The 19,524-nt window shown below is 72.1% G+C and carries 18 protein-coding genes and 1 riboswitch; of the genes, 5 read left to right on the top strand and 13 right to left on the bottom strand.

Annotated features, from left to right (window positions below; translation table 11 throughout):
• Nucleotides 1–125 precede the first annotated feature (125 nt).
• Nucleotides 126–248 carry a hypothetical protein gene (locus ACFCV8_RS11095; RefSeq protein ID WP_376685018.1) on the bottom strand — a complete coding sequence of 41 codons (123 nt, stop codon included), beginning with the start codon at nucleotides 246–248 and terminating at the stop codon, nucleotides 126–128.
• 85 nt (nucleotides 249–333) lie between these two features.
• Here ACFCV8_RS11095 and ACFCV8_RS11090 point away from each other — a divergent pair, with 85 nt between their 5' ends.
• Nucleotides 334–723 (top strand): tyrosine-type recombinase/integrase, encoded by a 390-nt coding sequence (locus ACFCV8_RS11090; RefSeq protein ID WP_376685017.1) that lies wholly within the window; start codon nucleotides 334–336, stop codon nucleotides 721–723.
• Here ACFCV8_RS11090 and ACFCV8_RS11085 read toward each other — a convergent pair.
• The gene (locus ACFCV8_RS11085) at nucleotides 671–2,038 is read right to left on the bottom strand and encodes a peptidase C39 family protein (RefSeq protein ID WP_376685016.1); all 1,368 of its coding nucleotides are present in this window, start codon (nucleotides 2,036–2,038) and stop codon (nucleotides 671–673) included. The genes ACFCV8_RS11090 and ACFCV8_RS11085 overlap by 53 nt on opposite strands.
• Nucleotides 2,039–2,247: 209 nt before the next feature.
• Here ACFCV8_RS11085 and ACFCV8_RS11080 point away from each other — a divergent pair, with 209 nt between their 5' ends.
• Complete coding sequence (locus ACFCV8_RS11080) at nucleotides 2,248–2,874, top strand: uridine kinase (RefSeq protein WP_376685015.1); 627 nt, start codon at nucleotides 2,248–2,250, stop codon at nucleotides 2,872–2,874.
• Between the two features lie 363 nt (nucleotides 2,875–3,237).
• A complete protein-coding gene (locus ACFCV8_RS11075) occupies nucleotides 3,238–5,154 on the top strand; it encodes an AAA family ATPase (protein WP_376685014.1) in 1,917 nt (638 codons plus the stop codon).
• 121 nt (nucleotides 5,155–5,275) lie between these two features.
• Here ACFCV8_RS11075 and ACFCV8_RS11070 read toward each other — a convergent pair whose 3' ends face one another.
• The 10 genes from ACFCV8_RS11070 to ribD all read right to left on the bottom strand — a co-directional run bounded on the left by ACFCV8_RS11070 (nucleotide 5,276) and on the right by ribD (nucleotide 13,855).
• Entirely contained in the window at nucleotides 5,276–6,382 is a 1,107-nt protein-coding gene (locus tag ACFCV8_RS11070; protein ID WP_376685013.1) for a hemolysin family protein, read from the bottom strand.
• Nucleotides 6,379–7,740 (bottom strand): hemolysin family protein, encoded by a 1,362-nt coding sequence (locus ACFCV8_RS11065; RefSeq protein WP_376685012.1) that lies wholly within the window; start codon nucleotides 7,738–7,740, stop codon nucleotides 6,379–6,381. The genes ACFCV8_RS11070 and ACFCV8_RS11065 overlap by 4 nt, the downstream gene beginning before the upstream one ends.
• A 194-nt stretch (nucleotides 7,741–7,934) precedes the next feature.
• A complete protein-coding gene (locus ACFCV8_RS11060; protein ID WP_376685011.1) occupies nucleotides 7,935–8,399 on the bottom strand; it encodes a PH domain-containing protein in 465 nt (154 codons plus the stop codon).
• Nucleotides 8,400–8,432: 33 nt separating this feature from the next.
• Nucleotides 8,433–9,281: an ATP phosphoribosyltransferase gene (hisG, locus tag ACFCV8_RS11055; protein WP_376685010.1), complete on the bottom strand. Its 849-nt coding sequence runs from the start codon at nucleotides 9,279–9,281 to the stop codon at nucleotides 8,433–8,435.
• Nucleotides 9,282–9,360: 79 nt separating this feature from the next.
• Nucleotides 9,361–9,633 (bottom strand): phosphoribosyl-ATP diphosphatase, encoded by a 273-nt coding sequence (locus ACFCV8_RS11050; protein WP_352280087.1) that lies wholly within the window; start codon nucleotides 9,631–9,633, stop codon nucleotides 9,361–9,363.
• 35 nt (nucleotides 9,634–9,668) lie between these two features.
• A complete protein-coding gene (ribH, locus tag ACFCV8_RS11045) occupies nucleotides 9,669–10,154 on the bottom strand; it encodes a 6,7-dimethyl-8-ribityllumazine synthase (RefSeq protein WP_376685009.1) in 486 nt (161 codons plus the stop codon).
• Nucleotides 10,155–10,200: 46 nt separating this feature from the next.
• Nucleotides 10,201–11,499: a bifunctional 3,4-dihydroxy-2-butanone-4-phosphate synthase/GTP cyclohydrolase II gene (locus ACFCV8_RS11040; RefSeq protein WP_376685008.1), complete on the bottom strand. Its 1,299-nt coding sequence runs from the start codon at nucleotides 11,497–11,499 to the stop codon at nucleotides 10,201–10,203.
• The gene (locus tag ACFCV8_RS11035) at nucleotides 11,496–12,140 is read right to left on the bottom strand and encodes a nicotinamide riboside transporter PnuC (RefSeq protein WP_376685007.1); all 645 of its coding nucleotides are present in this window, start codon (nucleotides 12,138–12,140) and stop codon (nucleotides 11,496–11,498) included. The genes ACFCV8_RS11040 and ACFCV8_RS11035 overlap by 4 nt, the downstream gene beginning before the upstream one ends.
• Nucleotides 12,137–12,754, bottom strand: a complete 618-nt coding sequence (locus ACFCV8_RS11030) for a riboflavin synthase (RefSeq protein ID WP_376685006.1) — start codon at nucleotides 12,752–12,754, stop codon at nucleotides 12,137–12,139. The genes ACFCV8_RS11035 and ACFCV8_RS11030 overlap by 4 nt, the downstream gene beginning before the upstream one ends.
• Nucleotides 12,755–13,855: a bifunctional diaminohydroxyphosphoribosylaminopyrimidine deaminase/5-amino-6-(5-phosphoribosylamino)uracil reductase RibD gene (ribD, locus tag ACFCV8_RS11025; RefSeq protein ID WP_376685005.1), complete on the bottom strand. Its 1,101-nt coding sequence runs from the start codon at nucleotides 13,853–13,855 to the stop codon at nucleotides 12,755–12,757.
• Between the two features lie 161 nt (nucleotides 13,856–14,016).
• Nucleotides 14,017–14,147: riboswitch (FMN riboswitch) on the bottom strand.
• A 256-nt stretch (nucleotides 14,148–14,403) separates the two neighbouring features.
• Here ribD and ACFCV8_RS11020 point away from each other — a divergent pair.
• On the top strand, nucleotides 14,404–16,743 hold the full coding sequence (locus tag ACFCV8_RS11020; protein WP_376685004.1) for a chitinase C-terminal domain-containing protein: 2,340 nt from the start codon (nucleotides 14,404–14,406) through the stop codon (nucleotides 16,741–16,743).
• Nucleotides 16,744–16,809: 66 nt separating this feature from the next.
• On the opposite strand, the gene ACFCV8_RS11015 is transcribed toward ACFCV8_RS11020, so the two are convergent.
• Complete coding sequence (locus ACFCV8_RS11015) at nucleotides 16,810–18,006, bottom strand: ROK family protein (RefSeq protein ID WP_376685003.1); 1,197 nt, start codon at nucleotides 18,004–18,006, stop codon at nucleotides 16,810–16,812.
• A 146-nt stretch (nucleotides 18,007–18,152) separates the two neighbouring features.
• On the opposite strand from ACFCV8_RS11015, the gene ACFCV8_RS11010 reads away from it, so the two are divergent.
• Complete coding sequence (locus ACFCV8_RS11010; protein ID WP_376685002.1) at nucleotides 18,153–19,382, top strand: MFS transporter; 1,230 nt, start codon at nucleotides 18,153–18,155, stop codon at nucleotides 19,380–19,382.
• Nucleotides 19,383–19,524 lie beyond the last annotated feature (142 nt).

Raw genomic sequence — 19,524 nt, 5'->3', positions numbered from 1 at the left:
CGCGGCGCGGCCCCTGGGATTGTCGAACTCGCCGACCATCACGGCGCTGTCCGACGCCGAACTGAAGGGGTCGGGTGCGCTTTCCCCTGCTCAACACCATGCGGCAGGTGGTGGGGTCGTTCGCCCTATCGACCCTGGGTGACGGTCTTCGGCACCATGAGCCGCAACGGGGAGGCGGAGACCTTGGTCTCCGCCTCCCCCGCCCGGGCGGCCCCGCGCAGCAGGCCGGATTCGCCCAGGTCGGCCAAGTTCCCTCCCCACTGGGGCGGCCAGACCCTCATCGCCGCCGTCGCGGCCGAACTGTCCACGCTCCCTTGAAGCACTGGAAGGAGGGTGAACGGCGCGACATCCCGGTGCCGACCTCTCCTTGAACAGTTCATCGGTCGGCTTCCTGGCCGAGACGCGAACGGTGGATTGCCGCGCCTCGATCTCCTGCGCAGGTCGTGGTGCCGCGCTGTCAAGCGGCTCGATCTTCCCGAATACAACCCGCACAACTTGCGGCACAAGTGGACCACCGTGACCCTGACGAATGGCGTGTCCATCTACGAGGTGCCTCGCCGGCTCGGGCATCGCTCGATCAAGGTCACGGTGGACAAGTACGGCCACCTCACTCAGGACGGCCGGGAACGCTGCCGTCAGGTGGTCGAGGCGGCCGTGGCGCCGCACATGCTCACAGCAGGCCGAGCGCCTTCAGAACCCGGCGCTGACTCGGTGCTGGCTTAGCGGGCCAGTAGACGTAGCAGACCCCACCCGTACCGCTTCTGACCTTGCCGTTCGCGTCGTAGCGCTTGGTGCGCAGCCAGATGTTCTCCCACTCCCGGCGCCGGTAGATCCGGCGCACCGCTTCGTCGCTCGGTGAGGCCGGGTCGTTGGCGATGACGTCGCCGTCCCCGGTGAAGCCGATCACGGTCATCAGGTGGCCGGAGGTTCCGTAACCCGCGCCGGTCAGCTCCTCCTTGAGGAAGGACTGCGACGTTATGACGGGGATACCGGCCCGGATCAGGGCCTCCAGGTCCGTGAGGGAGCCGAGCCGGGTCACCGCGGCGCTCATGTCGTCGTACGTCGCGGCGTACGCGGCGTTGAACGGCCAGTTGCCGCAACCCTCGTACTGGTAGTCGTAGGTGAACCGGGCGGCGTGGCAGACCTGGGGGTCGGGCAGGCCGGGCTTGACCCAGGCGAGGTCCTCGGCGGTCGGGCGGCGGCCCCAGTACTCGATGATCATCTGCGAGGAGGTGGGGCTGCACCAGGCCTCGCCGCCGTTGTCGTACTCGGGGTACTGGCCGGCGTGGATGTTCTGCGAGTAGCGCGGCACCAGCAGCTCGCGGGCGAGGCCGGGGGTGCTGGCCGGGACGGTGAAGCGGTCGGGGATGTCGGAGGCCATCGCGCCGACCCGCCGGACGGTGGGCGTCAGGCGGCTGCCGGGGGTGCGGTACAGGGTGAGCCGCAGCCGGTACGAGGCCAGTCGCAGCCCGCTCGCCGCGTCGTCCACCGAGAGCGTGTCGGTCCACACCGAGCTGCGGCCGTCGGTCTGGTCGTCCACGGAGGTGCGGCGGATGTCGCCGTCACCGGCGGCCCAGCGGCCCATCACGTACCAGGGGGTCCAGGAGCCGTCCGAGTAGCGGCCCTGGAGTTCGGTCTGGATCCAGGTGCCGGCCGGGGTCTCCGCGTTCCACGAGGCGATGGCCTCGGTCGCCGGGACGGTGGAGTGGTGGAGCGGCGAGGTCCAGCTCGCGTACTCCCAGGCGGCGGTCGTTCCCGTGTGCGGGTCGGTGTAGTCGGTGCTGCCTTCGGCGCGTCCGATCACCAGTCCGGGGCGGCGGCCCGCGACGGGCCGGGTCCCGGCACAGGCGCCGGAGCGCCAGTCGGCGAGGCTGTGCCAGGAGTGGTTGTCCACGGTGGTGTCCGTCGTCGAGGGTGCCCCGGACGGGGCCGTGGGAACGGCGGCGGAGGCGGACGCGGCGGAGGACACCGCGCCGGCGGAGGCGGCCACCGCGAGCGCGGCGGTCAGCACGGTTCTGCGTGAGGTCGGTCGGTTCATGGGCGAGACCCCCGGTCGTCAGCGGAGTGCGGGATACGGGACAACGGATACCGGATGCGCGATGGGCTGCCGGTGCGCGACAGTGCGCCAACTATCGCGGGTCTCGACCGGATCCGGCCAGTGATTCGACTCGCGCCGACCAACCAATATTGGTCTGGTCCACTGACGTGACCTGCGACTGCTCCGGGGCGGCTCGTAGGCTGGTGGGCATGACCGACCTCTCGCCGCTCGCCACGCGGCTGCGCGCCCTGGCCCCGTCCTGCGGACCGGTGCGGCTGATCGCCGTGGACGGCCACGCGGGCTCCGGGAAGAGCACCTTCACCGCCCGTCTGGCCACGGCCCTCGGCGACGCCCCGGTCCTGCACCTGGACGACGTGGCCAGCCACGACTCCTGCTTCACCTGGACGGACCGGCTGCGCGAGCAGGTGCTGGAGCCGCTGGAGCGCGGCGGGTGCGCGCGGTACACGCCGTACGACTGGACCGCCCGCCGGTTCGGCGCGCCGCGCCTCCTTCCGCCCGCCCCGGTGGTGCTGGTCGAGGGGGTCGGGGCCGGCCGCCGGGCGGTGCGGCCCCGGCTGGCCCGGCTGCTGTGGATGGACCTGGGCGCGGCGGAGTCCTGGGAGCGCGGACGGCGCCGGGACGGGCCCGCGCTCACGGAGTTCTGGGACGGGTGGACGGCGGCCGAGGCGGAGCACTTCTCGGCCGATCCTTCGCGCCCGTACGCGGACACCCTGGTGCGGCAGTTGCCCGCGGGGTACGCGTTGCTGGACGGGCCCGCCTCCGCGGCGGGAACGAACCATTCCGTCACCGAGCGTGAGCACGACACGGCGTCGTAGCGAATGGTGAGAAATCGCCCCGGGAGTACCTCAACTCCGCTTGACCCGGGGGCGGTACAGGTCTTACGTTCTCAATGTGCGGCTTTTCGGAGCCCCGACAGACGCGAAGCCCCCGATTGTTCCCCCGTGATCGGGGGCTTCGTTCTGCCCTCGTGCCCCCTTCCCGGCCGCTTCGCGCGCGGTCCGCTCACCGTGGGTCACGGTCCTCCTTCCGCCCGCGGAGCCCTTAGTCGCATACTCCCTGCGCAGGTACGATGCCTCTCGGTGCGGTCAATTCCCGTCCGCGGCAAAGTGATTCGACGCTCCCCGGTGGGCAGAATCGTGCGGCGGGACATCCTGGGGGCACGGTTTGTGGGGGACCAGATGGACATCGGCACGCAGGGCGCACAGGCCCCGGCCGACCTGGCCTGGCTGCGCGGCGTGGACGCCTACACCGTGGGCGCCTATCCGCAGGCCGAGGAGGAGTTCAGGGCCGCGGTACGTCTCGATCCCGGCATGGCGGACGGCTGGCTCGGCCTCCATGCGCTGAGGGTCGACACGACGACCGCGCTGCTGCGCATGTACCGCCACCGCGAGCGCTTCGGCGAGCAGCGCACCCGCCACCGGCGCACGCTCAACTCCTGGTACTGGCTGGGATGGTGGGTGCAGCCGGTGCTGGAGAGCGGGCGCGATCTGCTGCTCGCGCACGCCTCGCACTGGCTGGACGGCCGCCACGTCCCCGAACTGGACCGGGCGCTCGCGGGTCTGCCGCCGGTGGACACCGACCCGCAGGTGCGCTTCCTGCACGCCTGCCGCTCGTACCTGGTCAAGGACTGGGAGCAGCTGGTACGCAACACCGAGCAGCTGACGGACGATCCGCTGCTCGGCATCGAGGCGGGGCTGTTCGGCGGCATGGCGCGGGTGCGTCTGGAGATGTACGGACAGGCCGAGCCGATGCTCGCCACGGCCCTGATGCGCTGCCGCAGCGAGCAGCCGCAGCGCAAGGAGCTGCGTTACTGGCTGGCCCGCGCCCATGAGGGCACCGGCCGCAGTGCCGCCGCCCTGCCGCTGTACCGGGCGGTGCACCGCATCGATCCGACGTTCATGGACACCGCCGCGCGGCTCGCCGCGATCGCGGACTACGACGGGCTGGAGGGCACCGACGACGCCGCGAGTCTGGCCGCCGTGTCGCTGGCCGGATTCGGTACGGACGGCGTCGGGTCGGAGACGCAGCCGGATCCGGATGCGCCGCTGCCCGGCGCCGAGCCCCCGGACGGCCGGGAGCTGCGGCCCGGCACCGATCCTCCGGTTCTGCCGGGCGTGGGGATGGCTCCGCCGTCCGGCGGGGCACGGCACCGGTCGGCGGTGCCCGGTCAGCCGCCCTCGCCGTTCCCGGCGGGGCCCAGCGATCCGGTGCTGCTGGCCGAGGCCCTGGCGGAGCTGGAGCGGATGGTGGGCCTGGAGCCGGTCAAGCGCCAGGTGAAGGCGTTGTCGGCGCAGCTGAACATGGCGCGGCTGCGGTCCGGCCAAGGGCTGCCGGTGCAGCCGCCGAAGCGCCACTTCGTCTTCTCCGGCCCGTCCGGCACGGGCAAGACGACGGTGGCCCGCATCCTGGGCCGGGTCTTCTACGCGCTGGGGCTGCTCGGCGGTGACCATCTGGTGGAGGCCCAGCGGGCGGACCTGGTGGGCGAGTTCCTCGGTCAGACGGCGGTCAAGGCCAATGAGCTGATCGACTCGGCGCTCGGCGGGGTGCTCTTCGTCGACGAGGCGTACAGCCTCGCCAACAGCGGCTACAGCAAGGGCGACGCGTACGGCGACGAGGCCCTTCAGGTCCTGCTGAAGCGGGCGGAGGACAACCGCGACCATCTGGTCGTGATCCTCGCCGGCTATCCGGAGGGCATGGACCGGCTGCTGGCCACCAACCCCGGGCTCTCCTCGCGCTTCACCACCCGGGTCGACTTCCCGAGCTACCGTCCGGCGGAGCTCACCTCGATCGGTGAGGTGCTGGCGGCGGAGAACGGCGACATGTGGGACCCGGAGTCCCTGGAGGAGCTGCGGTCCATCAGCGGTCATGTCGTCGAGCAGGGCTGGATCGACGAGCTGGGCAACGGCAGGTTCCTGCGCACCCTGTACGAGAAGAGCTGCGCCTACCGCGATCTGCGGCTCTCCGGCTACGCGTCGGTGCCGGGCCGGGACGATCTGGCGACCCTGCGGCTGCCGGATCTCATGCAGGCGTACGGCGAGGTGCTGTCGGGGCGCGGTCCGGTGGGCCGGGGGCCGCAGGAGCCGCCCGCGCTGTGAGGCTCCGGGCCGCCGGAGGGACCGTGGGAAGGACCGGTCCGCTCCGGCGGCGGGGCGTGGGCCGGGCCGGGTCCGGCGGGCCGGGGCCGGCCGGCCCCGGTCATGATCCGCCGGCCCCGGCCTAACGGACCGCCGCGGTGAGTCCGCCGTGGCCGGTCGGCGTGGACGCGGGCTCCGCGGAGCGGCGCGGGACCGCGATCCGGTGGGCCGGGTCGCGCACCTCGCCGACGAGCGTCTCCAGGACGTCCTCCATGGCGACCAGGCCGAGGATCCGGCCCGAGGCGTCGGCGACCTGCGCCAGGTGGGTGGCCGCCCGGCGCATCACGGTCAGCGCGTCGTCCAGCGGCAGCTCGGCCCGGACGGTGACCATCGGCCGCCAGAGGTGCTGGGGGACGGCCCGTTCACCGTCCTCCAGGTCCAGGACGTCCTTGACGTGCAGAAAGCCCATGAACGGACCGCCGCCCTCCGCGCACACCGGGAAGCGTGAGTAGCCGGTGCGTACGGTCAGCTCCTCGATCCGGCGCGGGGTGACGGACGGGTCGACGGTGACGAGGGAGGCCCGGCGCAGCAGTACGTCGGTGACCGGCCGGCTGCCCAGCTCCAGCGCGTCCTCCAGCCGCTCCTGCGCCTCCGGCTCCAGGAGCCCGGCCTGGCCGGAGTCCTCGACGAGCCGGTTGAGCTGCTCGCTGGTGATGACCGCCTCCACCTCGTCCTTCGGCTCGACACCGAAGAGCCGGAGCACCAGCCGGGCGCAGGCGCCCAGCGCGGCGGTCACCGGTCGGCAGAGCCGGGCGAAGCCGACCAGGCCAGGGCTGAGCCAGAGCGCGGTCCGCTCGGGCGCCGCCATCGCGAGGTTCTTCGGGACCATCTCGCCGATGACGAGGTGGAGGAAGACCACGAAGGCGAGGGCCAGGACGTAGCCGAGCGGGTGGACGAGTCCCTCGGGCAGGTGAACCGCTTCGAAGACCGGCTCCAGGAGGTGGGCGACGGTCGGTTCGGCCACGGCGCCGAGGGTCAGGGAGCAGACGGTGATGCCGAACTGGGCGGCGGCCATCATCTGCGGGAGGTTCTCCAGGCCGTACAGCACCTGGCGGGCCCGTGCCGACCCGGCCGCGGCGAGGGGCTCGACCTGGCTGCGGCGTACCGAGACCAGGGCGAACTCGGCGCCGACGAAGAAGCCGTTCGCCAGCACGAGGAGCGCGGCGAAGAGCAGTTGGGCCAGGCTCATCGGACGCCCTCCAGGACGTGGTGCTGCTGGGGGGCGTCGGTGACGGATTCCGCCGTGCGTACGAAGCGGACCCGCTCGGCGCGGTAGTGGCCGACCTGGCGGACGGAGATCCGCCAGCCGGGCAGTTCGGCCCGGTCACCGGGGGCGGGGATGCGCCCCAGCAGGTCGGCGACGAGCCCGGCCACGGTCTCGTACGGCCCGTCGGGGACGTCGAGTCCTATCCGGCGCAGGGTGAGCACACGGCAGCTGCCGTCGGCCTCCCAGGCCGGGCGGCCGTCCTCGGGGGCGGCGGGGGCCAGTTCCGGACGGTCGGCGCCTTCGGCGTCGTGCTCGTCCCTGACCTCTCCGACCAGCTCCTCGATGATGTCCTCCAGGGTGACGACCCCGGCGGTGCCGCCGTACTCGTCGACGACGACGGCGATCGGCTGCTCGTTGCGCAGCCGCTGGAGCAGCTGTTCGACGGGCAGGGTCTCCGGCACCAGCAGCGGCGGTACGGCGATCCGTCCCGCGGAGGTGCGGAGCCGGTCCTGGGCGGGCACGGCGAGCGCGTCCTTGAGGTGGATCATGCCGATGACCTCGTCGATCCGCTCCCGGTAGACGGGAAAGCGGGAGAGGCCGGTGGCGCGGGTGAGATTGAGGACGTCCTGTGCGGTCGCCGAGGACTGCAGGGCGCTGACCTTCACGCGCGGGGTCATGACGTGCTGGGCGGTGAGCCCGGCGAGCGAGAGGGTCCGCACGAAGAGGTCCGCGGTGTCCTGCTCGAGGGTGCCCGCCTCGGCCGAGTGCTTGGCCAGGGAGACCAGCTCGCCGGGGGTGCGGGCGGAGGCCAGTTCGTCGGTGGGCTCGACGCCCAGCATCCGCACCAGCCGGTTGGCCACGGTGTTCAGCAGGCTGATCACCGGTCGGAAGGCCGCGGAGAAGCGGCGCTGGGGACCGGCGACGAACCGGGCGACCTGGAGCGGCCGGGAGACCGCCCAGTTCTTGGGCACGAGTTCGCCGATCACCATCTGGACGGCGGACGCCGCCATCATCCCGATCAGCACGCTGACGCCGGAGACCGCGCCGTCGGGCAGTCCGATCGCGGTGAGCGGGCCCTCCAGCAGCTGGGCGAGCGCCGGTTCGGCGAGCATGCCGACGACCAGTGAGGTGATGGTGATGCCGAGCTGGGTGCCGGAGAGCTGGAAGGAGAGTTCGCGCAGGGCTCCGACGACGGTACGGGCCCGCCGGTCGCCCTCGGCCGCGGCGCGCTCGGCGTCCGGCCGTTCCACCGTGACGAGTCCGAATTCGGCCGCCACGAAGAATCCGTTGGCGAGGATGAGAAGGAATGCCGCTCCGAGGAGCAGCAGGGGGGTGGTCATGCCGCCGCCTCCGGGGAAGGGGCGGCGCAGGTACTACCGGACGATCCGTCCATTGCTGGAAGGAGTCACTCCTTGGGTCGCAGGAAAGCCCCGCCGGTCCCGTTGCTCATGGACCTTCCGGTGCGGGGCGGGGGTACGCAGGGGTACCGCCGTCCTCCAGAATAGTCAAGAACAGGCCGTGCGGGGCAGGGGGCTCAGCCGATATCCGTTCCGGTGCCGTGGTTCTCGGCGAGCTCACGGAGTGTCCGGGCATCCCGGATGGCCTGCTGCTTGGCGATGCCCGGCTGGATGCCGAGGGCGGGCATGCTGGTGCCGTCGCTCAGGTCGAGGAAGACCCAGGGGTCGCCGACGCGCAGGTTGACCCGGAGGATCTCCGCCCAGGACAGCCGGCGCGTCCGGGTGAGATTGACCACGGTCACCCCGTCCGCGTCCGCGACGACCTTCGGGCGGCTGAGCAGCGCGAGCACTCCGAAGAACAGCAGTGCCGTGAAGACGAAGCTGGCCCGCTCCCCCGGCCCCAGCTTGTCCAGGGTCAGGGCGACGGCGGTGATGACGAGGAACATCACCGCACCCACCGTCAGCAGGACGACCCGGGTGCGGGTCGGCCGGAACGTGACGGGAAGGGTGGGGAGTTCGGGCCGGGGTGCGGGGGCGGACATGTCGCTCTTCTGTCTTCCGGGGCCGCCGTGCCGTCAGAGGCGGCAGGCGTGGATGGCGGTGGTGAGGATGGCGCGGGCGCCGAGGGCGTAGAGATCGTCCATGATCCGCTGGGCCTCGCGAGCGGCGACCATGGAGCGGACGGCGACCCAGCCCTCGTGGTGCAGCGGCGAGATGGTCGGCGACTCCAGGCCCGGGGTGAGGGCGACGGCGCGCTCCAGGTGCTCGACGCGGCAGTCGTAGTCCATCATCACGTAGGAGCGGGCGACCAGGACGCCCTGGAGGCGGCGGAGGAACTGCTGCACCTTGGGGTCGTCGCCGGGGGCGCCGGTGCGGCGGATGACGACCGCCTCCGACGTCATGATCGGCTCGCCGATGACTTCGAGTCCGGCGTTGCGCAGGCTGGTGCCGGTCTCCACGACGTCGGCGATGACCTGGGCGACGCCCAGCTCGATGGCGGTCTCGACCGCGCCGTCGAGGTGGACGACGGAGGCGTTGACCCCGGCGTCGGCGAGGTGCTTGGCCACGATGCCCTCGTAGGAGGTGGCGATCGTCTTGCCGTCGAAGTCCTCCGGTCCCTTCGCGGTGCCGGGCTTGGTGGCGTAGCGGAAGGTGGAGCGGGCGAAGCCGAGCTGGAGGATCTCCTCGGAATCGGCGCCGGAGTCCAGCAGCAGGTCGCGGCCGGTGATGCCGATGTCGAGGCGGCCGGAGCTGACGTAGATCGCGATGTCGCGCGGGCGGAGGTAGAAGAACTCGACCTCGTTCTCCGGGTCGACCAGGACGAGTTCCTTGGACTCCTTGCGCTGCTGGTAGCCGGCCTCATGGAGCATCGCCATCGCAGGCCCGGAGAGTGAACCCTTGTTGGGGACGGCGATGCGCAGCATGAGGTCGGGTTCCTTTGCGGGGAGGAGTTGCGTGCGGATGTGCGGGTGTGCGCGGTGCTGGGGTGATGCGGGGTGGTGCTCAGAGATGGGCGTAGACGTCGTCGAGCGAGATGCCGCGGGCGACCATCATCACCTGGACGTGGTACAGCAGCTGGGAGATCTCCTCGGCGGCTGCGTCCTTGCCCTCGTGCTCGGCGGCCATCCAGACCTCGGCGGCCTCTTCGACGACCTTCTTGCCGATGGCATGGACGCCCTTGTGCACGAGCTCGGCGGTACGGGAAGTGGAGGGGTCGCCGTTGGCGGCCTTGTGCTGGAGCTCGGTGAAGAGCTCTTCGAAGGTTTTGTTCGCCATGATGGGTCTTAGAGTACGGGGTGCTCCACCCCGGTTCAGCGCCAGGGCTCGCTGACGGTGCGCAGCGTGGCGGCGGTGGCGACGGCCGCGGTGACCGCTTCGTGGCCCTTGTCCTCGTTGGACCCCTCCAGCCCCGCGCGGTCGAGTGCCTGTTCCTCGGTGTCGCAGGTCAGGACGCCGAAGCCGACCGGGACGCCGGTGTCCACGGCGACCTGGGTCAACCCGTTCGTGACACCGGTGGACACGTATTCGAAGTGCGGGGTGCCACCGCGGATGATCACGCCGAGGGCGACGATCGCGTCGTAGCCGCGGCCGGCGAGGACCTTGGCCACGACGGGGAGTTCGAAGCTGCCGGGTACCCGGAGCAGGGTCGGTTCGTCGATCCCGAGCTCGTGCAGGGCGCGCAGCGCGCCGTCGACGAGTCCGTCCATCACCTTCTCGTGCCACTGCGCGGCGACGACCGCCACGCGCAGGTCGCCGCAGTTGCGTACGGACAGTTCGGGTGCACCCTTGCCGCTCATGTCTCTCCTGTGGTTCGTTTCCGTGAGATCGCCGGATCGGCCGGGATCACTGGTTGCCGCAGGTCGACGCCGTGGCGGTGTCGAGCCAGGGCAGGTCGTGCCCCATGCGGTCGCGCTTGGTGCGCAGGTAGCGCAGATTGTGCTCGCCCGCCTGGACGGGCATCGGTTCCCGGCCGGTGACGGCGAGTCCGTGCCGCAGGATCGCGGCCGTCTTGTCGGGGTTGTTGGTCATCAGCCTCAGGCTCTGGACGCCGAGGTCCTTGAGGATCTGGGCGCCTGCCGCGTAGTCCCGGGCGTCGGCGGGCAGTCCCAGCTCCAGGTTGGCGTCGAGGGTGTCGATGCCGCGTTCCTGGAGTTCGTAGGCGCGGAGCTTGGACAGCAGGCCGATGCCCCGGCCCTCGTGGCCGCGCAGGTAGACCACGACGCCGCGGCCCTCCTCGGTGATCCGGCGCATGGAGGCGTGCAGCTGGGGGCCGCAGTCGCAGCGCTGCGACTGGAAGATGTCGCCGGTCAGGCACTCGGAGTGGACCCGGACCAGCACGTCGTCCCCGTCGCCGAGGTCGCCGTGGACCAGCGCGACGTGCTCGACGCCGTCGGTGGTGGAGCGGTAGCCGTACGCGGTGAACGCGCCGAAGGCGGTCGGCAGCCGTACCTCGGCCTCCCGGCGCACGGTCGGCTCCGAGCTGCGGCGGTAGGCGATCAGGTCCTCGATGGAGATGATCGTGAGGCCGTGCTTGCGGGCGAAGGGGACCAGCTGGGGCAGCCGCAGCATCACCCCGTCCTCGCCCGCGATCTCCACGATGGCCCCGGCGGGCCGCAGTCCGGCGAGCCGGGCGAGGTCGACGGCCGCCTCGGTGTGGCCGTTGCGGACCAGGACGCCGCCGGAGCGGGCGCGGAGCGGGAAGACGTGGCCGGGCCGGACGAAGTCGCCGGGGCCCGCCTCGCCGCCCGCCAGCAGCCGGAGCGTGGCGGCCCGGTCGGCGGCGGAGATACCGGTGGTGACGCCGTGGGCAGGAGCGGCGTCGACGGAGACGGTGAACGCGGTGCGCATCGACTCGGTGTTGCGTTCGACCATCTGCGGGAGGTCGAGCCGGTCCAGCTCGTCGCCCTCCATCGGCGCGCAGATCAGGCCGCGGCACTCGCTCATCATGAACGCGACGATCTCGGGGGTGGCCTTCTCGGCGGCGACGACGAGGTCTCCCTCGTTCTCCCGGTCCTCGTCGTCGACGACGACCACGGGCCGTCCGGCGGCGATGTCACGGATCGCCTGCTCGACGGGGTCCAGGCGCAGGTCCTCGCCGGCCTCGCCGGATTCCCGGTGCAGCCAGGTGGGCTGGGCAGTCATGCCGTGGCTCCCTTCAGAGCGGGTGTCCGCGAACGCAGCCACCAGTCGCGCATGCCCCACAGGACCAGGGCGCCGTACACGACGTAGATGAGACCGGAGAAGGCGAGCCCGCTGTGGAAGTTCAGCGGTACGCCGACGAGGTCGACCAGCAGCCAGGCGAACCAGAACTCGACCATGCCGCGGGCCTGGGCGAGCATCGCGACGAGCGTCCCGGCGAAGATGTACGCGTCCGCCCACGGGCTCCAGGACAGCGAGGGGAACGCGGTGAGCAGGCCGCCGACCGCGAGGGTGCCGGCCGCGGCGCCGCCCAGCAGCCAGCCGCGCTCGCGCCAGGTGGCGAACCGTACGGCTATGGAGCCGTCCTGGGCCCGCTGCCTGCCCCGGGTCCACTGCTGCCAGCCCCAGACGGCCACCGCGATGACGATGACCTGCTTGCCGACGCTGCCCGCCTGGTGCACGGAGACATTGGCCGCGACCAGGACGACGCCGGACAGCAGCTGGGCGGGCCAGGTCCAGACGGAGCGGAGCCAGCCGAGCGTCAGCGCGATCAGACCGACCGTGTTGCCGATCATGTCGGACCAGATGATGTGCTGGCCGAAGAGGGTGAACGCCTCCGAGTTCAGCCAGTGCAGGGAGGTCATTCCACCGGCTCCTCGCGGTCCTGGGCGCCGTGGCCGAGCAGCCGCTCGACGTACTTCGCGATGACGTCCACCTCCAGGTTGACCGGGTCGCCGGGCTTCTTGATGCCGAGCGTGGTCAGGGCGAGGGTGGTGGGGATGAGGCTGATGGTGAAGTAGTCGGGTCCGGCGTCCACCACGGTGAGGCTGACGCCGTCGACGGTGATGGAGCCCTTCTCCACCACGTAGCGGCTCAGCCCCGCGGGGAGGGAGATCTTCACGATCTCCCAGTTCTCGGAGGGCTCGCGCGCGACGATGCGGCCCGTGCCGTCGACGTGTCCCTGGACGATGTGGCCGCCGAGCCTGCCGCCGACCGCCATCGGGCGCTCCAGGTTGACCCGGGAGCCGGTGGCCAGGGCGCCGAGGCTGGACCGGTCGAGGGTCTCGGCCATCACGTCCGCGGTGAACTCTCCGTCGCCCAGTTCGACGACGGTGAGGCAGACACCGTTGACGGCGATGGAGTCGCCGTGCTTGGCGCCCTCGGTGACCACGGGGCCGCGCAGGCGGAAGCGGGAGGCGTCGGCGAGCTGCTCGACGGCGGTGACCTCGCCCAGTTCTTCGACAATTCCGGTGAACACTCAGTTTCCCTTCCGGTCGGTGCCGGGGACGGCGGTGATGCGCAGATCGGGGCCGATACGAACGGTCTCGGTCACATCGAGGCGCAACGCCTCGGCGATGGTGGTGATTCCGGCGTCGGCGAGGGCCGCGGGGCCGGCGCCGAGGAGTACGGGGGCGAGGTAGCCGACGACCTTGTCGACCACGCCCGCGGCGACGAAGGACCCGGCCAGGGTCGGCCCGCCTTCGAGGAGTACGGAGCGGACGCCGCGCCCGTACAGGGCGCGGAGCAGGGCGGGCAGGTCCAGGCCGGGGCCCTCCGCGGCGCGGGGCAGCCGCAGGACGGCCTGCCGGGGCAGGTGCCGGGCGTCGGCGTCCTCGGCGACGGCGATCAGGGTGGGGGCGGTGTCGTCGAGGACGCGGGCGCCGGGGCGCACGGCCGCGGCACCGGTGTCGACGACCACCCGCAGCGGCTGGGTGGCACCCTCGATGCCACGCACCCCGAGCTGCGGGTCGTCGGTGCGGGCGGTGCCGGAACCGACCACCACCGCGTCGGCCTCCGCGCGCAGCCGGTGGACGTCGGCGCGGGACTCCGGGGAGCTGATCCAGCGGCTGGTCGCGTCGGCGGCCGCGATCCGGCCGTCGAGGCTCGCCGCGTACTTCCACAGGACGTGGGGGCGGCCGAGCCGCACCGAGGTCAGCCAGGCCGTATTGCCCGCCTCGGCCTCGGCGGCGAGGAGCCCCTGTCCGACCGTGACCCCGGCGCCGCGCAAGGTGTCGCCGCCGCCGGTGGCCTGCGGGTTCGGGTCGCCGACCGCGTAGACGACCCGGGCGATCCCGGCCTCGATGAGGGCCTGGGCGCAGGGGCCGGTGCGGCCGGTGTGGTTGCAGGGTTCGAGAGTGACGTAGGCCGTGCCGCCGCGGGCACGGTCGCCCGCCTCGCGCAGGGCGTGGATCTCGGCATGCGGTCCGCCCGCCCGCCGGTGGAAGCCCTCTCCCGCGGGGCGGCCCCCGGCATCGAGCACGACGCAGCCGACGACGGGGTTGGGGCTGGTGGAGCCGAGACCGCGGGCGGCGAGCGCGATCGCGCGGCGCATGGCGGTGATGTCGGCTGCGGTGTCCACCGGTGTCCTCCTGCCTCTTCGGGCACGGACTCCGGGGCCTGTCGATGACGACAGAGAAAGCGGGAACGCCACGGGGGAACGCCGGAAATGCCGGAAGAACCGGAAGGCATCGGTCGCCCGAAAACCCTCCGCCGACGGCGGCGTACCCGCGAAACGGCCCGCCGCGCACTGCCTCCCATCCGGACTTTAACCGTCGGTCCAGGAATCCCACCTGGTCAACCGGCCGCTGGATGCGGACGGGTCGCGGACTATAACCGCCGGTTCGGAATTACACCGACCCCGGAGTGCGCTGCTGCTGGTACAGGGCCAGTGTGCCACGGACGACGGTGGACCATACGGGTGAGTGCCTGTGGACTGCCTCACAAGTCGCCCGTTCCGGGACGGGCCACCCCCTGATGGTCCAGACCTATTGACGCACTGGTCTAGTCCTTTTAATGTCTGCGTCACCTCCGAGGAGCCGTTCCGCGGCGTGCGCACGCCCGGGACATCAACACGACCCTTCCCCCTGCAAGTTGTGTGCCGCCGAACCTCCCCGGGAGGAACCGAACGTGCTGTCCCCCATCCGCGCGAGAGCCACCCTGCTCGCCGCCGGCGCCGCCGTCGCCGGACTACTGCTGAGCTCGCTCGCCGCCACCCCGTCGGCCGCCGCCGACCAGGAGTCCTGTCGCCCCGACGGCCTCTACGAGACGCCCGGCGTCGCCGTCCCCTACTGCTCCGTGTACGACGCCGAGGGCCGCGAGAAGATGGGCGCCGACCACCAGCGGCGGGTCATCGGCTACTTCACCGGCTGGCGGACCGGCAAGGACGGCAAGCCCGCCTACCTCGCCTCCGACATCCCCTGGGACAAAGTCACCCATCTGAATTACGCGTTCGCCCATGTCGACGGTGCCAACAAGCTCTCCGTGGGCTCCGACGGGCCGGCCAACCCCGCGACCGGCATGACCTGGCCGGGCGTCGCGGGCGCCGAGATGGACCCGGCCCTCCCCTACAAGGGCCACTTCAACCAGCTCACCAAGTTCAAGAAGAAGTACCCGGGCGTGAAGACGATGGTGTCGGTGGGCGGCTGGGCCGAGACCGGCGGCTACTTCGACGACAGCGGCAGGCGGGTGGACTCCGGCGGGTTCTACTCGATGGCGACCAACGCCGACGGCTCGGTCAACCGGGCGGGCATCGACACCTTCGCCGACTCGGCCGTCGCGTTCGTCAGGAAGTACGGCTTCAACGGCGTCGACATCGACTACGAGTACCCGACGACCATGAAGGACTCGGGCAACCCGCTGGACCGGACGCTCTCCAACGCGCGCCGGGCCGGGCTGGTCAAGGGCTACGCCGCGCTGATGAAGACCCTGCGCGAGAGGCTCGACCGGGCCTCAGCCGCCGACGGCACCCACTACCTGCTGAGCGTGGCGGCACCCTCCTCCGGCTATCTGCTGCGCGGGATGGAGACCTTCCAGGTCCAGAAGTACCTGGACTACGTCAACATCATGTCGTACGACCTGCACGGCGCCTGGAACGAGTACGTCGGCCCCAACGCGGCGCTGTTCGACGACGGCAAGGACGCCGAACTCGCCCAGGCGGGCGTCTACTCCACCTCGCAGTACGGCGGCGTCGGCTATCTGAACACCGACTGGGCGTACCACTACTTCCGCGGCTCCATGCCCGCCGGCCGGATCAACATCGGGCTGCCGTACTACACCCGCGGCTTCAAGAACGTGCAGGGCGGTACGGACGGGCTGTGGGGCCGGGCCGCCACCACCGACTGCCCGGCCGGTTCGGGGCTGACCAAGTGCGGTGACGGCGCGGTCGGCATCGACAACCTCTGGCACGACCAGGACGCCGACGGCAAGGAGTCCCCGGCGGGCTCCAACCCGATGTGGCACGCCAAGAACCTGGAGAAGGGTGTCGTCGCGGACTACGTCACCGACTACGGCTTCCCCGCCGACACCAAGCTGACCGGCACCTACGCCCGTGAGTACGACTCGACGCTGGTCGCGCCCTGGCTGTGGAACGCCGAGAAGAAGGTCTTCCTGTCCACCGAGGACGAGCAGTCGGTCGCCGCGAAGGCGAAGTACGTCGTCGACAAGGGCATCGGCGGCACCATGATCTGGGAGCTGGCGGGCGACTACGGCTGGAACGCCGCCAAGGGCCAGTACGAGCCGGGCTCGACGCTGACCTCGACGATGTACGACGCGTTCAGGTCGGCCGCCCCGTACGGCGCGAAGCGCTCCACCGTCGGCCTGCCCGCCGAGGCGCTGGACATCGACGTGTCGTTCGGCCAGTTCCCGCTCGGCGACTCCAACTACCCGATCAGCCCCAAGCTGACGATCACCAACAACACCGGGGCGACGCTGCCCGGCGGCACGGAGTTCCAGTTCGACTACGCGACCTCGGCGCCCGCCAACGCCAAGGACCAGTCCGGCTTCGGCACCACGATCGTGCGCAGCGACCACACGGGCACGGGCAACGCCGGCGGGCTCAAGGGCGACTACAACCGGGTCTCGCTGAAGCTGCCGGGCTGGCAGAGCCTGGCCCCGGGCGCCTCCGTGCAGCTGGACTTCGTCTACTACCTGCCCACCTCCACCCCGTCGAACTGGACGGTGACCTTCGGCGGGAAGTCCTACGCGCTCGCCGCCGACCTGGCGCGCGGCACCACGGTGGTCGAGCCGGGCACCGGCACCTCGCCCACGCCAAACCCGTCGACCAGCCCGTCCCCGGGCCCCGGCGGCGGCAGCTGCACCGCCACCGTCTGGTCCGCGACCGCCGAGTACGGGGCGGGCGCGACGGTCGCCCACGACGGACACCAGTGGAAGGCCAAGTGGTGGACGAAGGGCGAGACGCCCGGCTCCACCGGCGACTGGGGCGTCTGGCAGGACCTCGGCGCCTGCTGACCCGCTCCCCGAAACCGCCCGGCGGTGACCGGTTCACCCCTGGTCACCGCCGGGTCCATGCGTGTCTCAGGCGGTGCCGAAGAGGTCGTCCTGGGCCGCGTCGCGGGCTGCCAGCAGCGCGCCCCGGAGCACCGCCGCGCCGCCCAGCCGCCCGGCCCTGACCTCGGTGCGCAGCGGTGACATGACGGCCAGCCGCTCCTCGACCCGGGCCGCGAGCGCGTCGCCGCCCGCGTGACCGATCTCGCCCGCCAGCACCACACAGCCCGGGTCGAGCACCGAGACGACGGCGGCGGCACCGACCGCCAGACGCCCGGCGAGCGCGTCCAGGAACACCTCGCCCCCGCCCTCCCCGTCCCCGGCCAGCGCGGCCCGGACGGCAGAGGCCGCGCCCGGCTCCTTCTCCCCGTCCCCCTCGGTGTCGGGGGGCACCGCGATGCCGTGGGCGGCGGCCAGTTCGCAGACCGGGGCGGAGCCCACCAGCGAGTGGAAACCGCCGTCGCAATTGAGGGCCGACGGAGTGGCGGTGACGCCGGGCACCGGCATGAAGCCGATCTCGCCCGCGCCGCCGGAGGCCCCCCGGCGCAGCCTGCCGTCCAGCATGACGGCGGCGCCGACCCCGCGGCCGAGCCACAGGAGCACGAAGGTGTCCTGGCCGGCGGCCGCGCCGTCGCGGTACTCGGCGACGGCGGCGAGGTTGGTCTCGTTCTCGACGAGCACGGTCGCGGGCAGCCGTTGCTGGAGCACCCGGACCAGCCGCCGGTGCCAGGCGGGCAGCCCGGTGGTGTCGCGCAGTTCGCCGGTGGCCGGGTCGATCAGGCCGGGAGCGCCGATGCCGACGCTGTGCAGCGGGCCCGCCCCGGCCTCCCGCGCGGTGCGCTCCAGGAGCGCGGCGGCCTGCTCGGCGGCGGCCTCGGTGGCGGTGTCGCCGCCGATCGGCAGGGTCGCCTCGGCGAGCGTGGTGCCGAGCAGATCGGCCACGGCCACGGCGACGCTGTCGGTGCGTACGTCGAGGGCGGCGAGGTGGGCGCGGTCGGCGACGATCCCGTACAGCCGGGCGTTGGGGCCCCGGCGCCGGGCACCGGCCTCGCCGACGACCCGGATCAGTCCGGCTCCCTGCAGGCGTTCGACCAGGTCGGCGACGGTGGGCCGGGACAGGCCGGTCAGCGTTTTCAACTGCGCGGCCGTCAGCGGGCCGTCCTGCTGGAGCAGTCTCAGGGCGAGCCGGTCGTTGATGGCCCGTGCGGTGCTCGGGGATGCGGGCATGCCGGGATCCTTCCAGATCACTGCCGCACCGGTACGTCCGGCGCACTATTTATCAGGCAGGGTTCCTGATAGTTTACGGCCCGCACCGTGGACACGGGCACCGTGACCACCGACGACAGGGCATTCCCAAGGGAGGGCATGGCGGCATGACATCGGATTCCACCGACGCGGAGTTCGGGACGGAGCAGGTGAGACGGGCCAGGTACGCCGTCGCCGCGGTGTTCACCGTGCACGGAGCGGTGACCGGCAGCTTCGCCACCCGGGTGCCCTGGATCCAGGACCACACCGGGATCAGTGCGGGTCAGCTCGGCCTCGCGCTCGCCTTCCCGGCGATCGGCGCCTCGGTCGCCATGCCGCTGGCGGGTGCGATCAGCCACCGCCTGGGCGCCCGGACCGCGCTGCGCGCGCTGCTCGCCCTGTGGACGCTGGCCCTGGTGCTGCCGGCGCTGGCGCCGAACCTGCTGACCCTGTGCGCCGCGCTCTTCGTGTACGGGGCGACGGCCGGCATGTCGGACGTGGCGATGAACGCCCTGGGCGTCGAGGTGGAGAACCGGCTCGACAAGTCGATCATGTCGGGGCTGCACGGGATGTGGAGTGCGGGCGCGCTGCTCGGTTCGGCGGCGGGCACGGTGGCCGCGCATCTGGGCGCCGACGCCCGGCTGCACCACGCGCTGGCCGCCCTGGTGCTCACCCTGCTGGGCCTGATCGCCTGCCGCGGCGTACTGGACCTGCGCAGCGAACCGGACGAGGAGCCGCCGCCGCGCTTCACGCTGCCGCCGAGGTCCGCGCTGGTCATCGGCGCGGTGGGCTTCTGCGCGGTGTTCGCCGAGGGCGCCAGCCTGGACTGGTCCGCGGTCTATCTCCGAGACGTCATGGACACCTCCGCCGGACTCGCCGCGGCCTCCACGACGGCGTTCGCGCTGACCATGGCGGTCGCCCGGATCGCGGGCGACCGGGTGGTGGACCGCTTCGGCGCGGTGCGGACGGTACGGGCCGGTGGCGCCCTCGCGACGGCCGGCGGGCTGCTCGTCGTCGCCGCGCCGAACGCGGTGCTCGCGATGTGCGGCTTCGGGCTGCTGGGGCTCGGGGTGGCCGTGGTCGTCCCGCTGGCCTTCGCCGCCGCCGGGCGCAGCGGGCCGAACCCGAGCCAGGCGATCGCGGGGGTCGCCACGATCACGTACACCTCGGGGCTGATCGCACCGTCCGCGATCGGTTCGCTGGCCCAGGCGACCTCGCTGGTGGTGTCGTTCGGTCTGGTGACGGTGCTGGCCTTCGGGCTGGTGCTGGGGGCCGGGGTACTGCGGACGGGCGGGCGCCGGGCGGCGCCCCCGCGGGCCGGTGCCCCGGGAGCGGCGGCCGCCGAGCCGCGCGGCTGAGACGCACACCCGTCCGGCCGGTCCGCTCCCCGGCCGGACGCGTCGGCCGTGCTCAGGGCGGTGCCCGGCCGCGAGTACACCGCGGACCGGCATTACCATGGCGCTGATCATTTCTGCGGCAGCGACGTGCCCGTCGAGGCAA

Origin of the sequence: Streptomyces sp. NPDC056347, assembly GCF_042262625.1 — a bacterium.
Classification (GTDB): domain Bacteria; phylum Actinomycetota; class Actinomycetes; order Streptomycetales; family Streptomycetaceae; genus Streptomyces.
The sequence above is the reverse complement of the archived record's forward strand: the minus strand, read 5'-3'. Positions and strand labels throughout refer to the sequence as shown.

Excerpts from the sequence above, each read along its gene's own strand:
- ACFCV8_RS11085 (WP_376685016.1), bottom strand. The coding sequence starts at position 2,038 with ATGAACCGACCGACCTCACGCAGAACCGTGCTGACCGCCGCGCTCGCG.
- ACFCV8_RS11080 (WP_376685015.1), top strand. The coding sequence starts at position 2,248 with ATGACCGACCTCTCGCCGCTCGCCACGCGGCTGCGCGCCCTGGCCCCG.
- ACFCV8_RS11075 (WP_376685014.1), top strand. The coding sequence starts at position 3,238 with ATGGACATCGGCACGCAGGGCGCACAGGCCCCGGCCGACCTGGCCTGG.
- ACFCV8_RS11070 (WP_376685013.1), bottom strand. The coding sequence starts at position 6,382 with ATGAGCCTGGCCCAACTGCTCTTCGCCGCGCTCCTCGTGCTGGCGAAC.
- ACFCV8_RS11065 (WP_376685012.1), bottom strand. The coding sequence starts at position 7,740 with ATGACCACCCCCCTGCTGCTCCTCGGAGCGGCATTCCTTCTCATCCTC.
- ACFCV8_RS11060 (WP_376685011.1), bottom strand. The coding sequence starts at position 8,399 with ATGTCCGCCCCCGCACCCCGGCCCGAACTCCCCACCCTTCCCGTCACG.
- hisG (WP_376685010.1), bottom strand. The coding sequence starts at position 9,281 with ATGCTGCGCATCGCCGTCCCCAACAAGGGTTCACTCTCCGGGCCTGCG.
- ACFCV8_RS11050 (WP_352280087.1), bottom strand. The coding sequence starts at position 9,633 with ATGGCGAACAAAACCTTCGAAGAGCTCTTCACCGAGCTCCAGCACAAG.
- ribH (WP_376685009.1), bottom strand. The coding sequence starts at position 10,154 with ATGAGCGGCAAGGGTGCACCCGAACTGTCCGTACGCAACTGCGGCGAC.
- ACFCV8_RS11040 (WP_376685008.1), bottom strand. The coding sequence starts at position 11,499 with ATGACTGCCCAGCCCACCTGGCTGCACCGGGAATCCGGCGAGGCCGGC.
- ACFCV8_RS11035 (WP_376685007.1), bottom strand. The coding sequence starts at position 12,140 with ATGACCTCCCTGCACTGGCTGAACTCGGAGGCGTTCACCCTCTTCGGC.
- ACFCV8_RS11015 (WP_376685003.1), bottom strand. The coding sequence starts at position 18,006 with ATGCCCGCATCCCCGAGCACCGCACGGGCCATCAACGACCGGCTCGCC.
- ACFCV8_RS11010 (WP_376685002.1), top strand. The coding sequence starts at position 18,153 with ATGACATCGGATTCCACCGACGCGGAGTTCGGGACGGAGCAGGTGAGA.